This window comes from Marinobacter sp. EhC06, from assembly GCF_001650915.1.
Lineage (GTDB): Bacteria > Pseudomonadota > Gammaproteobacteria > Pseudomonadales > Oleiphilaceae > Marinobacter.
Genome location: NZ_LXYO01000023.1, coordinates 561,812 through 576,414, shown reverse-complemented (window position 1 = coordinate 576,414; position 14,603 = coordinate 561,812). Strand labels below are relative to the sequence as shown.

Here is a 14,603-nt window from a genome sequence, read left to right as displayed (position 1 = left end):
GACCGTTCAGGACTTGCGCCTCAGGCGGTATAGTAGATAAACGAAAAACGGCGCCCCGACACCAGCCACGAACAAGCCTGCCGGCAGATCCCTGGGTATAAACAAAACCCGGCCGGCAAGGTCCGCCCAGACCAGTATCAGGCCTCCGAGCATCGGACTGATGAGGGTAAGGCCCATATGCCCGGTGCGGATAATCCGACGTGCCATATGTGGAGCCAGCAATCCGATAAAACCCAGAGCGCCGGCATAGGCCACTGCGCCGCCGGCCAGTACAACCGCCAGCAACAGATGCACAAGACGCTGGCGATTGAGATTGCTGCCAAGGGCCAGGGCCAGATCGCTACCCAGGGCATGAAGATCCAGGTCGCGGGCCACGGCAATGGCCACAGCGAGGCCGCCTATTACCACCGGTGCCAGCCCGAAAATATCACTCCACCGAGCGGCATACAGGCTTCCGGTCAGCCAGATATAGGCGGACATGGCAGTGGCATCAGGGCTGACTACCAGAATCAGGGTAGTGACCGCAGAAAGGCCGGCTGCCAGCCCAACACCAATCAATACCAACCTGGTGGGGCTGACACCTCCGCGCCACGACAGCATCACCAGTAAAACCGTCACAGCTAACGCCCCGGCGATGGCGGCAGGTACCAGCAGTGGCGTGCCCCCGGCGCTGTCGGTTACCCACAGAGTGAACACCGCCGCAGCCGATGCGCCGCTGGTAATCCCGACCACATCCGGTGACGCCAGCGGATTCTGGACAAGGCCCTGCAGCAACAACCCGGCAAGCCCCAGAGCGCCGCCGGCCAGGATGGCCATCAGGATCCTGGGCAGACGTATTTCCAGCAGAATGAGTCTGATCCCGTGCAGATTCTCCGCACCCGACAAGGCCTGGAATATCTGAGGCATGGTGGTCGGGTAACTGCCCAGGGACAGCGAAACCAGAGCACTCAGGCAAAGCAGGGCAGCCAGGGCCAGACAAATCCTGAGGACCGCCGGTTGTATCCGCACCGACCATTGATCTGCTGCCCCACGTACAACCAGTGTTTTACTCATGATTTCTGCCCAACGCGACGAGCAAGGTGCAGGAACAGAGGCGTCCCAATCAGGGCCGTCACGACACCAATGGGCACCTCCCTTGGTGGAATCAACAGCCGGGCGAGGGTGTCAGATCCCATCAACAACGCTCCGCCGATCACGGCGGCACCCGGGATAAGCCAGCGGTGATCAGTACCAAGCAACCCCCGGGTAATATGGGGCACGATCAGCCCCACAAAGCCGATCATACCGGCAATGGCCACTGAAGTTCCGGCCAGCACGATCACCATCAGGCCGATAAGCAAACGGATCTGTGCGACGTTCAGGCCCAGCCCCTGGGTAACCTCGTCATCAAGACCGAGCAGATTGAGCTGACGGCCCAGCAACAAACTGAATACCAGCCCCCCCGCTATGAGGGGCAATAAGGGGGCCACCGCCTCTAGATTGCGGCCGGAAACCGACCCGGCTATCCAGAACAGCATGCTTTCGAACCGTTCCTGATTGAGAATCAGCAGGCCTTGGGAAAACGACACAAACAGGGCCGTCAAGGCGACACCGGCCAACACCGTCCGGATCGGCGAAATCCCCCGGCCGGGTTCATGACCGAGGAAATACACCAGCATCGCCGCAAGGCCGGACCCGGCGAAGGCCAGCCAGATCAGTTGGGTGGGCGCCGTCAGGCTAAACAAGCTCGCCCCGACAACGACCAGGAAAAGAGCGCCGGCATTGATGCCCAGAATACCCGGCGACGCCAGCGGATTTCGGGTCAGTGCCTGCATCAGCACACCCGCGACCGCGAGTCCGGCCCCTACTGCCAGGGCGATGAGTGTTCGGGGCAGGCGTTCAGAGCGTATGACAAGCTGCTCCAGGTCGCCGGGGTTGTACGCCACAACACTGCCGTAGAGAGCTTCGAAGGAGACCGGGATGTGCCCAAACATCAGGCTGGCAACCAGAGCTGCACCGGCCAAAGCAATTCCGGTGAGCAGGCCCGCGGCCCGGGTGGCCGTGGTCGTCAGCATGCGTCCAATACCTCTGGCAAAGGATCTCGTAGTCGGTAATGGCGGTAGAGGTCATCCAGCATCAGATTGGCCGCCAATATTCCGGCCCCCATGTTCCAGGTTATCGGGTCCACCGGATAAACCTCACCCGCCTGGACAGCCTTGAGATTCTGCCACAAGGGGTGTGCAGACCAGCGCCGATAGGTACGCTGAACGGCCGGATCATCCTCCATGAACAGGAAGATTGTTTCGGCATCCATAGCAGGAATGCTCTCTTCACTGGTCAGCTTAATACCCCAGCCTTTCTGACGATGGGGCGCTGGGGCCAGGAACCCCAGTTCTTCCAGGACACTTCGGGCAAAACCGCCATAGTAGATTCTTGCATGGTCGGCACGAAAACTCAGAATGGCTACCTCGGTGGGCCAGGCAGAACCCAGTTTTTTCCGGATCCGCGACTGGAAATCGAGGGTTCGGGCCTGCCAGTGCTCCAGTAGACAAAGCCCCTGTTCCTTTTTGCCAGTGGCCTTGGCCATCAACGATAGCAGGGGCTTGAACTCATAGACATCGTCGATCACTACCGTCGGGGCGATCTGATCGAGTAACGGAAAGATCGCCAGATGACGATTGCGGGCAGCAACGATCAGATCGGGATCCAGCAAGGCAATCCCTTCCAGGTCAGGCTGGGTTTCAAGACCAAGCATCCGAACGTCGGACAGGTAGGCTCGCAGGTACTGATACATGGGTTTTTCGGTCCAGGACTCCACCATACCCACCGGTTTAATGCCCAGGGCGACAGCCGTATCGGTCGCTCCCTGGTATAGCGAAACTACACGCTCAGGCTGGGTTTCTAATGTCGCAACCCCAAGGGCGTGATCAACGGTTACGATACCTGCCACACCGGCCGGCATGAAACCAAGAAAAGTAATTCCCAAGACAAACAACAGAGCCATCGGGCTCGTCTGCCCGGGCGGACGGGTTGGGTGGATCATAATTGGCTGCTTGTGGTTTGCTAATGAGAATGCGTAATACTATCATCTGCGTCAGATTCAACGCGACTATCCCATGACTGATCAGACACAGCATTCTCTAACCTGTAACACCGACCATGGCCCCCTCAAGGGTGAGCGCCTGTCGGTGGGCTACGGAGAGACCGTTATCCTTGATGACGTTGATTTTCATCTTGAACCGGGAAAGCTCACCGTCCTGCTGGGCCCCAATGGCTGTGGTAAATCAACACTACTGAAAACATTGGCCCGGACGCTTTCGCCCCGTACCGGCCGGGTTCTGCTCGACGGCCAGGATATCCATCGGCAGCCAACCCGTGCCGTGGCCCGTCGGCTGGGCGTTCTTCCACAAAGCCCCAATGCGCCCGATGGCCTGAGCGTCCGCGAGCTGGTGGGGCTTGGGCGATTTCCTTACCAAACGTTGGTCCGGCAATGGTCCCGGCGCGACGAGTCAGCGGTTACCAGGGCCATGGAGGCCGCCGATGTCAGCCAGTTCGCAGATCGCCCGGTTGATTCTCTTAGCGGGGGGCAACGTCAGCGTTGCTGGATCGCCATGGTATTGGCTCAGGAAACCCAGTGGTTGCTCCTGGACGAACCAACTACCTTCCTCGATCTGAAAGTCCAGGTGGATCTGATGGAGCTGCTGGAATCGCTGTGCCACCAACATGGCCGAACCCTACTCGTGGTTCTCCACGATCTGAATCTTGCAGCCGCCTACGCCGATGAACTGGTTCTGATGCGTGCAGGCCGGATTCGATACCGGGGCGCGCCTGTGGATGTGTTCAACGAGCCGGCACTGGCAGATGTGTTTGGATTGCGGGCCCAGGTTTTGGTCGACCCAGCAAACGGGAGGCCATTCTGTGTACCTGTCAAAGGCCAGGGTCAGCAAGCCTCCGGGTATGCCGGGCGACCGACCGGGGCCACACTTACCCTATGACCAGGCAGCGATTTTGTGCCATGGAGAGCCTGGACGTGGGCGATCCTCTGCCCGGGACCGGCGCCCATCCGCAATGCAACCTGCTTATCAGTTGGCCTCGCCGAGCCTGGTCTAAAAGCCTTCGGATCGCCAATGACATGGAGCCCGCCCTGGTAGACCGGATTGAAACCCTCGTGGCCGGGGGACGACGGGTCAACCTTATCCATCGCAGGCATTGGCCAGAAGACCGCCATCGGTTGTATCTGTTCCCCGAGAATCTCTGGCTGGATGTAGAGCGCGAGTCCCTTCCGGCGTTGCTGGACGCAGTGGCAAACCGTCAGCCCTTGAGCCACTGGTCACCGGAATCCCTCACCCGAAACCTGATTCTGTGCTGCACTCACGGAAAGAAAGACAAGTGCTGTGCCAAGTTCGGATACCGCACCTACCAGGCGCTGGCCAGAGAATCACAAAAACAGCAGGGACAGTTCGAGGTCTGGGAGAGTTCGCATCTGGGCGGGTGCCGGTTGGCTGCGAGCGTGATCGTATTTCCAGCGCTTCGGAAATACGGCCGGATTTCAGACCCGGATGTGGCCCCTCTGATCGCTCACGAAACAGCTGGCCGGCCCTATCTGCCGTGCTATCGGGGCTCTAGCAGGCTGACACCGCCCCAGCAATGCGCCGAAATTGCGGTGCTGGAGTGGCTAGAAGTACAGGGATTAAGCGCCGATCTTGAAATCGATGATGCAGTGCCTCAGAAGGATGGCGCCGTCGCTGTACCGGTATCGTGGCACGCCGGGCAAGAGGTCACGGGGCGTCTGGATGCCAGGTGTGAGTCCTTCGAGATCAGCCGGGTAGATACCTGCGCTGACCTCGACGAGGGCCCATCCGCTTCGGAATGCTGGTTCGTAAGCCGGCTTATCCCGCATTAGCGTTGGACAAACCGGCCTATTGTCCCTTACCAATCCAGTCCGTAGGTCAGCATGACTGAGCGGCCCGTTCGCTGGGTGTACTGAGTGTCAAAGTTGTAGATCTGCGAAATGACGGGGAAGTAGTCTTCATTAAGCAGATTGTTGACAGCCAACGTGAGATCGCCCTGCGGCAGCTGCTAGCGGCAAGTCAGGTCCAGAATTGCATAGGATTCCACTGGGCCGCGGACAAAGCCCGTGCCGTCAAAACGATCCCTGTCTCCCACTACCATGGCCTGAAGACGATTGGTCCATCGACTCGTCGTGTCATGCTCAACGTAAGCGGTGAGCTTCAGGGGCGAAACCCGGTTACCTGCGAGGTAGGTTTCGTAGCCGCATTTATAGTCCGAGTGGGTCTTGCCCTCCAGTCAGGTGGAGGTACCGCAAGCCCTAAGATCGTCCATTCGGTAGGCGTTAAACTCGGCCTCGAAGCCACAGATCCGTTCCGGGGTCGCATACAGCAGTTTCAATTACTCTACGGTAACGCTTTTCGCCAAATTCCTCGGCTGGTCCACATCAGTCCCTTTGAGCACCGCCACATGATAGGACAGAAGCTGCAGTGGCACGGTGTAGACAATCGGAGCCGTAATCGGATGCACGGATGGAATCTGCATCACGTGAATGCCGTCTTCGGCTTTCACGTCGGCCTTTCTATCAGCGAAGACAAATAGCTCGCCGCCACGGGCCCGGACTTCTTCCAGGTTGGATTTGAGCTTCTCAACCAGATCGTTGTTGGGCGCTACGGTGACCACCGGCATTTCGCTGTCGACCAGGGCCAGGGGGCCATGCTTGAGCTCGCCGGCCGGGTACGCTTCGGCGTGGATGTAGGAGATTTCCTTGAGCTTGAGGGCACCCTCGAGGGCGACCGGGAACTGGGAACCGCGGCCCAGAAACAGGCTGTGGTTCTTATCTATGAATGCCTTGGACATCTCGGCGATCTCGCCATCCAGGGCCAGCACATCGCTGACCTGGCCGGGCACGAGGTGGAGGGCCTCGACGATTTCAGCTTCCTGCTCCTCGGGCAGCCCATTATGACGGGCCAGAGCCAGGGTAAAGATCAGCAATGCCGTGAGCTGGGTGGTGAATGCCTTGGTGGAGGCCACGCCGATTTCCGGTCCAGCCTGGGTCATGATCACCAAGTCGGATTCCCGCACGAGGGAACTACCCGGCACGTTACAGATGGCCAATGCTGCCCGGAAACCTGCTCTTTTCGCCTGACGCAGGGCCGCCAGGGTATCGGCGGTTTCGCCGGACTGGGAGATACAGAGGAACAGGGTATCCTGCTGAATCACGTGTTTGCGGTAGCGGAACTCGGAAGCCACCTCCACCGAGCAGGCGACACCGGCCAGCTCCTCAATCCAGTAACGGGCCACCATACCGGCGTGGTAACTGGTGCCGCAGGCAATGATCTGGACATGACGAACATTCTCGAGGAGGTTTGCAGCCTCGGTACCCAGGGCCTGTTCCAGCACCCGGGTTTTGGTGACCCGGCCTTCCATGGTGGCCTTGATCACTTTGGGCTGCTCGTAGATTTCCTTGAGCATGAAGTGGCGGTACTCGCCCTTGTCGGCAGAATCGGCGCCGTGTTCGAAGCGGGCCACTTCCCGCTCCACCGAATGGCCCTCGCGATCAAGAATGGTGATGCCATCCTTCTTGATGTCGGCAATGTCGCCTTCTTCCAGGAACATAAAGCGATCGGTTACCGGCAGCAGGGCCAGCTGATCGGAGGCGATAAAGTTCTCGCCGATACCCACGCCGATCACCAGGGGGCTGCCTTCACGACAGACCACCATGTGGTCCGGTTCATCGGCATGGACAACAGCCAGGGCGTAGGCACCGCGAAGACGGGCAATGGAGGCCCGAACGGACTCGTGAAGGTTGCCAAGGGCACGGTAGTTCTTCTCAATCAGGTGGGCAACGACTTCGGTATCGGTCTGCGAGGTGAACTCGAAACCGTCGGCCCGGAGCTCTTCACGCAGCTCCTGATAGTTCTCGATAATACCGTTATGGACGATGGCCAGATGCTCACCGGACATGTGCGGATGGGCGTTGATCTGGGATGGCTCGCCATGGGTGGCCCAGCGGGTGTGAGCGATGCCCAGATGACCCGCGAGTGGGTTTGCTGCCATGGCATCCCCGAGAGCGGCAACCTTGCCTACTTCCCGTGCACGCTGGACGCTATGATCGCCACCGATCACGGCCATGCCCGCGGAGTCATACCCCCGATATTCCAGACGGCGCAGCCCCTCAAGAAGGATGCCCTGAACGTCCCTTTCCGAAACCGCGCCTACAATTCCACACATGCTGTTCTACCTGTCTGTTGATCGTTTGTATCAGTGTTTCTTCGGCTTTTCCCAACCGGCGATATTGCGCTGCCGGCCCCGTGCGACAGCCAGTTCGTGGTCGGCTACATCACGGGTGATGGTGGACCCGGCACCGATGGTGGCATCGGCCGCAACGGTAACCGGCGCAACCAGGGCTGTATTGGAGCCGACAAAGACCCCGTCGCCGAGCACCGTCCGGTACTTGTTCACACCATCATAATTACAGGTGATGGTTCCTGCACCCACATTCACATTACGGCCCAGTGAGGCATCACCCACATAACTCAGATGATTGATCTTGCTGCCCTCGCCGACGATAGCCTTTTTGGTTTCCACAAAGTTACCGACTTTGGTATTCGCCGCCAGTTCGGTGCCCGGACGGATGCGGGCAAACGGGCCGATCTGGGCACTGGCGCCAATCACCGCGCCCTCAATCACACTGTGTGCCTTGATCTCGGCTCCATCTGCAATGGTCGCATCCTTGATGACACAACCGGGGCCAATGGACACATTGCTACCGAGGCTGACCTTACCCTCGAATACCACGTTTACATCGATCCACAGATCATTGCCAATACTGAGCTCGCCGCGGACATCCACCCGGGCAGGATCCGCGAGCGTCGCGCCCTCTGTCATCAGTCGGTCTGCCTGCCGACGCTGGAACCAGCGTTCCAGTTCCGCCAACTGCAGGCGATTGTTGACCCCCTGCACTTCAAAAGGATTCTCCGGCTGGGACACCGAAACACGAAGGCCCTGGTCCACCGCCATGGCAATAATGTCGGTAAGGTAGTATTCGCCCTGGGCATTGCTGTTGGAGAGCGTAGGCAACCAGGATTTCAAGTGTTTCGCGGATACCGCCAGGATGCCCGTATTCACTTCGCGGATCTGTTGTTGCTCGGCAGACGCATCTTTCTGCTCGACGATTGACTGCACGTCGCCATTGGCATCCCGGACGATCCGGCCATAGCCCTGGGGTTTGTCCATGGTCACCGTCAAAAGACCCAGGGTGTTGTCATCCAGGGTGCCAACCAGCCCCTCGAGGGTTTCATGGCGGGTCAGCGGCACATCGCCGTAGAGAACGAGAACCCGCGCGTCATCGGGCAAATCCGGCAGGGCCTGAGCGACAGCGTGGCCGGTACCCAACTGCTCGCTCTGGGTGACCCAGTTTACCGAGGCTTCAGTCGTAGCTTCCCGGACCTTGTCAGCGCCATGGCCGATCACCGTATGGATCTTTTCGGCACCAAGCTGTTTAGCCGTTTCGATAACATGATGGAGCATCGGGCGGCCGGCAATAGGATGCAGTACCTTGGGCAATGCGGATTTCATTCTGGAACCCTGGCCGGCGGCCAGAATGACGACGTGTAGCGGGCTCATGGAAAAGTCAGGCTCCCGGAGTGTTTACTCTCTGAATGCTGAAAATAAAAAACCGCACCCTTCAAGGCCGGATGGCCAACGTAACACGTTGGTCTTCCAGCCGCTCAGGATGCGGCTTCGGTGTTCGGCAAACCCGAAACGAAAATGCTTAGCGCATTTTGTTACGCAGCTGCTGGATGGTACGAAGCTGCGCAACAGCCTCGGCCAGCTCTGCAGCGGCACGGGAGTACTCGAATTCACCAGTCTTGTTGGCAAGTGCTTTCTCGGCTTCTTTCTGAGCTTCGAGCGCGGCTGCTTCGTCCACATCCTTTGCACGAACAGCGGTATCCGCCAACAAAGTCACCAGATTGGGCTGGACTTCCAGATACCCGCCTGACACGTAAAGAATTTCTTCTTCACCGCCCTGCTTGATAATCCGAATAGGGCCCGGCTTCAGCTGGGTCAGCAGCGGGGTGTGACCCGGGGCAATACCCAGGTCACCTTCAGAGCCCGCTGCGATCAGCATTTCCACCAATCCGGAATAGATCTTTGTTTCGGCACTTACCACATCACAATGCACGGTCATACCCATGTCAGTTGCCTCTTTGATCGATCCGGAAACAAGTGCTCAGGCGCAAATTACTTCTTGGCCTTAGCCTTCATCTCCTTCGCTTTCTCGACCGCTTCCTCAATGGTACCAACCATGTAGAACGCCTGCTCGGGCAGTTCGTCATAGTCGCCATTCAGGATGCCCTTAAAGCTGCTGATGGTTTCCTTGAGGGAAACGTACTTACCGGGGGAACCGGTGAAGACCTCAGCAACGTGGAACGGCTGGGACAGAAAACGCTCGATCTTACGGGCACGGGCTACGGTCAGCTTGTCTTCTTCTGACAGTTCATCCATACCCAGGATGGCGATGATGTCTTTCAGCTCCTTGTAGCGCTGCAGGTTAGTCTGCACGCCACGGGCCACTTCGTAATGCTCCTGACCGATGATCAGCGGATCCAGCTGACGAGAGGTGGAATCCAGCGGATCGATCGCCGGGTAAATACCCTTGGAAGCGATGTCACGGCTCAGTACAACGGTAGCATCCAGGTGCGAGAAGGTGGTTGCAGGCGACGGGTCAGTCAAGTCATCCGCCGGTACGTATACCGCCTGGATGGACGTGATGGAACCGTTCTTGGTGGAGGTAATACGCTCCTGCAGCTGACCCATCTCTTCGGCCAGAGTCGGCTGGTAACCTACCGCAGACGGCATACGGCCGAGCAGTGCGGATACTTCGGTACCGGCCAGGGTGTAACGGTAGATGTTGTCAACGAACAACAGTACGTCACGGCCTTCGTCCCGGAACTTCTCAGCCATGGTGAGACCGGTCAGGGCCACACGCAGACGGTTTCCAGGGGGCTCGTTCATCTGGCCGTAAACCATAGCAACCTTATCGAGAACGTTGGACTCCTTCATTTCATAGTAGAAGTCGTTACCTTCCCGGGTCCGCTCACCAACACCCGCGAATACGGAGAGACCGGAGTGCTCTTTCGCGATGTTGTTGATCAGCTCCATCATGTTTACGGTTTTACCAACACCGGCACCACCGAACAGGCCAACTTTACCACCCTTGGCGAACGGGCAGATCAGGTCGATAACCTTGATGCCGGTTTCCAGCAGGTCCGCAGACGCTGCCTGATCGGCATAGCCCGGTGCCTTGCGGTGAATCGCCCAACGCTCTTCTTCGCCGATCTCGCCGGCTTCGTCGATGGGACGACCCAGAACGTCCATGATACGGCCCAGAGTCTGGGTACCAACCGGTACCGAAATCGGGTTGCCGGTGTTTTCTGCTTTCAGGCCACGCTTCAGGCCTTCAGTGCTGCCCATGGCGATGGTACGAACAATGCCGTCACCCAGCTGCTGCTGGACTTCCAGAGTTGTTTCGCCACCTTCAAGCAGCAGTGCGTCATATACTTTGGGTACGGAGTCACGTGGGAATTCCACGTCGATAACCGCGCCAATGATCTGAACGATTTGTCCGCTACTCATGCTCGGTTCCTCGTTATCTTGATAGTCAATAAAACCAGTTGGATTGTGGGTCGGATCAGACCGAAGCGGCGCCGCTCACAATCTCCGATATCTCTTGGGTAATGGCTGCCTGACGCGCCTTGTTATAAGCCAGCTGAAGCTCGTCGATAATGCTACCGGCGTTATCAGTTGCGCTCTTCATGGCGATCATCCGGGCTGCCTGTTCACATGCCAGATTTTCTACCACACCCTGGTACACCTGGGATTCAATAAAACGTGGCAGAAGGCCATCGAGGATCTGCCTGGCATCGGGCTCGTAGAGATAATCCCACTGGTTCTTGATCTCTTCTTCGTCTTCGCTCTCAGGCAGGGGCAGAAGCTGCTCCACCTTCGGGCTTTGGGTCATGGTGTTGACGAACTCGTTGCTGACCACATAAAGACGGTCGATCTTGCCTTCCGAGAACGCATCCAGCATAACCTTGACGTTGCCGATGAGTTTTTCAGAGCTCGGGCTGTCCCCCAGATGGGTCAGCGCCGCGACGACATTGCCGCCGTAGCTCCGGAAAAAGGAAGCCCCTTTCTGCCCGATGGCGCACAGATCGGTTTCCACTCCTTTTTCTTTCCACGCTTTCATTTCACGGACAAGCGCTTTGAACAGGTTGATGTTCAGACCACCACAGAGGCCACGATCAGTTGACACCACGATATAGCCCACGCGCTTGACCTCGCGCTCGACCATGAACGGGTGCTTGTACTGAGCATTCGCCTTGGCAATGTGCCCGATCACCTGACGCATCTTGTCGGCATACGGGCGAGTTGCCTGCATGCGTTCCTGAGCCTTACGCATTTTACTCGCAGCCACCATTTCCATGGCGCTGGTGATTTTCTGCGTGCTCTTGATGCTTGAAATCTGGTTACGTATTTCTTTGCCGACGGCCATAACTCACTGCCTTCTCAAGTTAGACACTCGTTGCTACGAAAAGCGGCCCGCGACAATTGCCGCAGGCCCATTTTCTTACCAGCTCTGAGTGGTCTTGAATTTCTCAAGTGCAGCTTTGAGGCCGGCAGCGATTTCGTCGTTGTAATCGCCTTTCTCGTTGATCTTGTCGAGGAGGTCTTTCTGCTCGGAGCGCATCCAGTCGAGCATCTGCGCTTCAAACTTCACTACCTTGTCGACATCAACGTCGTCCAGGAAGCCTTCGTTGGCTGCGAACAGAACCGTACCCATTTCAGCCACAGACATCGGGCTGTACTGGTTCTGCTTCATGAGTTCCGTTACACGCTGACCGTGCTCAAGCTGCTGACGGGTTGCTTCGTCGAGGTCGGAAGCAAACTGTGCGAAAGCGGCCAGTTCACGATACTGGGCCAGAGCCAGACGGATGTTACCGCCAAGCTTCTTCATGATCTTGGTCTGGGCCGAACCACCTACCCGGGATACGGAGATACCGGCGTTCATCGCCGGACGGATACCGGAGTTGAACAGGTTGGTTTCCAGGAAGATCTGACCGTCGGTAATGGAGATTACGTTGGTCGGTACGAACGCGGACACGTCACCAGCCTGGGTTTCGATGATCGGCAGGGCGGTCAGGGAACCGGTCTGGCCTTTCACTTCACCGTTGGTCAGCTGCTCAACGTAATCAGCGTTTACACGGGACGCGCGCTCCAGCAGACGTGAGTGCAGGTAGAATACGTCACCCGGGTATGCTTCACGGCCCGGCGGACGACGCAGCAGCAGGGAGATCTGGCGGTAAGCCACAGCCTGCTTGGACAGATCATCATAGATGATCAGGGCGTCTTCACCACGGTCACGGAAGTATTCACCCATGGAGGTACCGGAGTACGGAGCCAGGAACTGCATCGCTGCAGGATCGGCGGCACCGGCGGCAACCACGATGGTGTGATCCATGGCACCGTGCTCTTCCAGCTTGCGCACAACGGCGGCAATGGAAGACTGCTTCTGACCGACGGCAACGTAGATACACTTGATGCCGGTGTCTTTCTGGTTAATGATCGCGTCGATGGCGACAGCGGTCTTACCGATCTGACGGTCACCGATGATCAGCTCACGCTGGCCGCGACCGATCGGCACCATGGTGTCGATTGCCTTCAGACCAGTCTGAACCGGCTCATCAACGGACTGACGAGCGATAACGCCCGGTGCAACCTTTTCGACCGGAGAGGTCAGGTCGGTACCGAGGTCGCCCTTGCCGTCGATGGGGTTACCCAGAGCGTCGACCACACGGCCCATCAGTTCCGGACCAACCGGTACTTCCAGGATGCGGCCGGTGCAACGAACTTTCTGGCCTTCGGCCAGATCTTCGTAGTCACCCAGCACAACCGCACCAACGGAATCACGCTCCAGGTTCAGAGCCATGCCGAAAGTGCCGTTGGCAAATTCAATCATCTCGCCGTACATAACGTCGGCCAGACCGTGGATCAGCACGATACCGTCGGATACCGACAGGATCGTACCTTCGTTCTTTGCTTCGGAAGAGATGTCGAGTTTCTCGATTCTCTTCTTGATGATGTCACTGATCTCGGATGGATTCAGTTGCTGCATGCCAATATCCTCAAACCTTGTGCTGAAATCAGGAGCCCAGAGCGTCGGCCAGCTTGGTCAGCTTTCCGCGTACAGATGCGTCAATGACCATATCGCCGGTGCGAATAATCACGCCGCCAATAAGAGACTTGTCCAATGACGCTGCGAGTGACACTTGCCGCTCGAGTTTCTTCGAAAGTGCCTGGGCGAGCTTCTGTTGCTGTTCGTCCGTCAGCTCGAAAGCCGCGGTGACTTCGATATCAACAGTGCGCTCCAGATCAGCCCGGTACGTGTTGAAGAGCGCTGCAATCTCAGGAAGAAGAGTCAGCCGGCGGTTTTCAGCCAGTACAGCGAAAAAGTTGCGGACCTGATCGGTGACGCCATCTTCAGCGACCTCCAGAATCAGTTCTGCCTTCTTCTGCTCTTCCAGACCCGGATTCGCGAGAAGCTGTCGAATGTCTTTGTTCGCGGTGACCTGCCCGGCAACTGTCAGCACCTGGGACCACTCAGCCAGCTGTTCATGCTCCTGAGCGGCACTAAATGCTGCCTTTGCGTAGGGACGGGCCAGCGTTCTCAGTTCTGCCATGATGAACCTCGTCGTTTAAAGTTCTGCCGCCAGTTTTTCCAACATCTCGTTGTGCTTGGAGGCATCGACAGAGGTTTCCAGGATCTTCTCAGCACCGGCAACAGCAATGGTGGCAATTTCTGCACGCAAAGCGTCACGGGCCTGATTGCGCTCCTGTTCAATTTCGGCCTTGGCCTGCTCAATCAGCTTCTGGCCTTCCTTGCGGGCGTCATCCTTGGATGCTTCCACAATCTGGGCCGCGCGCTTGTTGGCCTGTTCAATCAGACCAGCAGCTTGCTGCTTGGCTTCACGCAGTTCCTGAGCTGACTTTTCCTGAGCCAGTTCCAGATCGCGCGCAGCGCGGTCTGAGGCAGCCAGTCCGTCAGCGATCTTCTTTTGACGCTCCTGCAGTGCGGCCATGATTGGCGGCCACACGTACTTCATGCAGAAGACGACAAAGATAAAGAACGCGATGGCTTGACCAATCATCGTCAAATTAATGTTCACGTCTTCACCTCTCGCCTGTTTTGTTAAGAATCATCTGACCGGGGTAAAACCCCGGCTCTGGCGACTCGATTAACCGGCGATCTGGCCGACAAACGGGTTGGCGAAAGTGAAGAACAGAGCGATACCAACACCGATCATGGTTACGGCGTCCAGCAGACCTGCAACGATGAACATTTTAACCTGCAGCATCGGGGTCATTTCCGGCTGACGCGCAGCGCCTTCCAGGAACTTGCCACCGAGGATACCAAAGCCAATCGCAGTACCCAGGGCACCCAGGCCAATCAGCAGTGCAACGGCAATAGCGGTCATTCCAACTACAGTTTCCATGATAACTCCCAGTTTTCAGTTAGGTTTTTCAGTTTAAGGGTTTAGGGTTTAGAACTA

14 protein-coding genes are annotated in these 14,603 nt (G+C 57.7%); 2 read left to right on the top strand and 12 right to left on the bottom strand.

Annotated features, from left to right (window positions below; all coding sequences use genetic code 11):
* Positions 1-6: 6 nt before the first annotated feature.
* Genes A8B84_RS12555 through A8B84_RS12545 form a run of 3 tightly spaced genes read right to left on the bottom strand, consistent with a single transcriptional unit; the run spans position 7 to position 3,022 of the window.
* Positions 7-1,053: a FecCD family ABC transporter permease gene (locus A8B84_RS12555; protein ID WP_064229496.1), complete on the bottom strand. Its 1,047-nt coding sequence runs from the start codon at positions 1,051-1,053 to the stop codon at positions 7-9.
* Positions 1,050-2,054, bottom strand: a complete 1,005-nt coding sequence (locus A8B84_RS12550; protein WP_064229495.1) for a FecCD family ABC transporter permease — start codon at positions 2,052-2,054, stop codon at positions 1,050-1,052. Before A8B84_RS12550 ends, A8B84_RS12555 begins: the two co-directional genes overlap by 4 nt.
* Positions 2,048-3,022, bottom strand: a complete 975-nt coding sequence (locus A8B84_RS12545) for an ABC transporter substrate-binding protein (RefSeq protein ID WP_227512814.1) — start codon at positions 3,020-3,022, stop codon at positions 2,048-2,050. Before A8B84_RS12545 ends, A8B84_RS12550 begins: the two co-directional genes overlap by 7 nt.
* 73 nt (positions 3,023-3,095) lie before the next feature.
* Between A8B84_RS12545 and A8B84_RS12540 the strand changes: the two genes are divergently transcribed.
* Positions 3,096-3,974 carry an ABC transporter ATP-binding protein gene (locus A8B84_RS12540; protein WP_064229493.1) on the top strand — a complete coding sequence of 293 codons (879 nt, stop codon included), beginning with the start codon at positions 3,096-3,098 and terminating at the stop codon, positions 3,972-3,974.
* Positions 3,971-4,882, top strand: coding sequence for a sucrase ferredoxin (locus tag A8B84_RS12535; RefSeq protein WP_064229492.1), 912 nt, complete (start codon positions 3,971-3,973; stop codon positions 4,880-4,882). The genes A8B84_RS12540 and A8B84_RS12535 overlap by 4 nt, the downstream gene beginning before the upstream one ends.
* Before the next feature lie 506 nt (positions 4,883-5,388).
* Here the strand turns inward: A8B84_RS12535 and glmS are convergent.
* From glmS to atpE, 9 genes are all read right to left on the bottom strand, one after another.
* The gene (glmS, locus tag A8B84_RS12530; RefSeq protein ID WP_064229491.1) at positions 5,389-7,221 is read right to left on the bottom strand and encodes a glutamine--fructose-6-phosphate transaminase (isomerizing); all 1,833 of its coding nucleotides are present in this window, start codon (positions 7,219-7,221) and stop codon (positions 5,389-5,391) included.
* A gap of 30 nt (positions 7,222-7,251) precedes the next feature.
* Positions 7,252-8,616, bottom strand: coding sequence for a bifunctional UDP-N-acetylglucosamine diphosphorylase/glucosamine-1-phosphate N-acetyltransferase GlmU (gene glmU / locus A8B84_RS12525; protein WP_064229490.1), 1,365 nt, complete (start codon positions 8,614-8,616; stop codon positions 7,252-7,254).
* A 148-nt stretch (positions 8,617-8,764) separates the two neighbouring features.
* Entirely contained in the window at positions 8,765-9,187 is a 423-nt protein-coding gene (locus A8B84_RS12520; RefSeq protein ID WP_008172596.1) for a F0F1 ATP synthase subunit epsilon, read from the bottom strand.
* Positions 9,188-9,234: 47 nt separating this feature from the next.
* Positions 9,235-10,629: a F0F1 ATP synthase subunit beta gene (gene atpD / locus A8B84_RS12515; protein WP_064229489.1), complete on the bottom strand. Its 1,395-nt coding sequence runs from the start codon at positions 10,627-10,629 to the stop codon at positions 9,235-9,237.
* Between the two features lie 55 nt (positions 10,630-10,684).
* Complete coding sequence (gene atpG, locus A8B84_RS12510; RefSeq protein WP_008172593.1) at positions 10,685-11,548, bottom strand: F0F1 ATP synthase subunit gamma; 864 nt, start codon at positions 11,546-11,548, stop codon at positions 10,685-10,687.
* 75 nt (positions 11,549-11,623) lie between these two features.
* Complete coding sequence (gene atpA / locus A8B84_RS12505; protein WP_008172590.1) at positions 11,624-13,168, bottom strand: F0F1 ATP synthase subunit alpha; 1,545 nt, start codon at positions 13,166-13,168, stop codon at positions 11,624-11,626.
* A 28-nt stretch (positions 13,169-13,196) separates the two neighbouring features.
* Positions 13,197-13,733 carry a F0F1 ATP synthase subunit delta gene (locus tag A8B84_RS12500; protein WP_064229488.1) on the bottom strand — a complete coding sequence of 179 codons (537 nt, stop codon included), beginning with the start codon at positions 13,731-13,733 and terminating at the stop codon, positions 13,197-13,199.
* Between the two features lie 15 nt (positions 13,734-13,748).
* A complete protein-coding gene (locus tag A8B84_RS12495) occupies positions 13,749-14,219 on the bottom strand; it encodes a F0F1 ATP synthase subunit B (protein WP_174805021.1) in 471 nt (156 codons plus the stop codon).
* Between the two features lie 69 nt (positions 14,220-14,288).
* A complete protein-coding gene (atpE, locus tag A8B84_RS12490) occupies positions 14,289-14,546 on the bottom strand; it encodes a F0F1 ATP synthase subunit C (RefSeq protein ID WP_012138088.1) in 258 nt (85 codons plus the stop codon).
* Positions 14,547-14,603: the final 57 nt, after the last annotated feature.

Coding starts and splice junctions, on each gene's coding strand:
- A8B84_RS12555 (WP_064229496.1), bottom strand. CDS start 1,053: ATGAGTAAAACACTGGTTGTACGTGGGGCAGCAGATCAATGGTCGGTG.
- A8B84_RS12550 (WP_064229495.1), bottom strand. CDS start 2,054: ATGCTGACGACCACGGCCACCCGGGCCGCGGGCCTGCTCACCGGAATT.
- A8B84_RS12545 (WP_227512814.1), bottom strand. CDS start 3,022: ATGATCCACCCAACCCGTCCGCCCGGGCAGACGAGCCCGATGGCTCTG.
- A8B84_RS12540 (WP_064229493.1), top strand. CDS start 3,096: ATGACTGATCAGACACAGCATTCTCTAACCTGTAACACCGACCATGGC.
- A8B84_RS12535 (WP_064229492.1), top strand. CDS start 3,971: ATGACCAGGCAGCGATTTTGTGCCATGGAGAGCCTGGACGTGGGCGAT.
- glmS (WP_064229491.1), bottom strand. CDS start 7,221: ATGTGTGGAATTGTAGGCGCGGTTTCGGAAAGGGACGTTCAGGGCATC.
- glmU (WP_064229490.1), bottom strand. CDS start 8,616: ATGAGCCCGCTACACGTCGTCATTCTGGCCGCCGGCCAGGGTTCCAGA.
- A8B84_RS12520 (WP_008172596.1), bottom strand. CDS start 9,187: ATGGGTATGACCGTGCATTGTGATGTGGTAAGTGCCGAAACAAAGATC.
- atpD (WP_064229489.1), bottom strand. CDS start 10,629: ATGAGTAGCGGACAAATCGTTCAGATCATTGGCGCGGTTATCGACGTG.
- atpG (WP_008172593.1), bottom strand. CDS start 11,548: ATGGCCGTCGGCAAAGAAATACGTAACCAGATTTCAAGCATCAAGAGC.
- atpA (WP_008172590.1), bottom strand. CDS start 13,168: ATGCAGCAACTGAATCCATCCGAGATCAGTGACATCATCAAGAAGAGA.
- A8B84_RS12500 (WP_064229488.1), bottom strand. CDS start 13,733: ATGGCAGAACTGAGAACGCTGGCCCGTCCCTACGCAAAGGCAGCATTT.
- atpE (WP_012138088.1), bottom strand. CDS start 14,546: ATGGAAACTGTAGTTGGAATGACCGCTATTGCCGTTGCACTGCTGATT.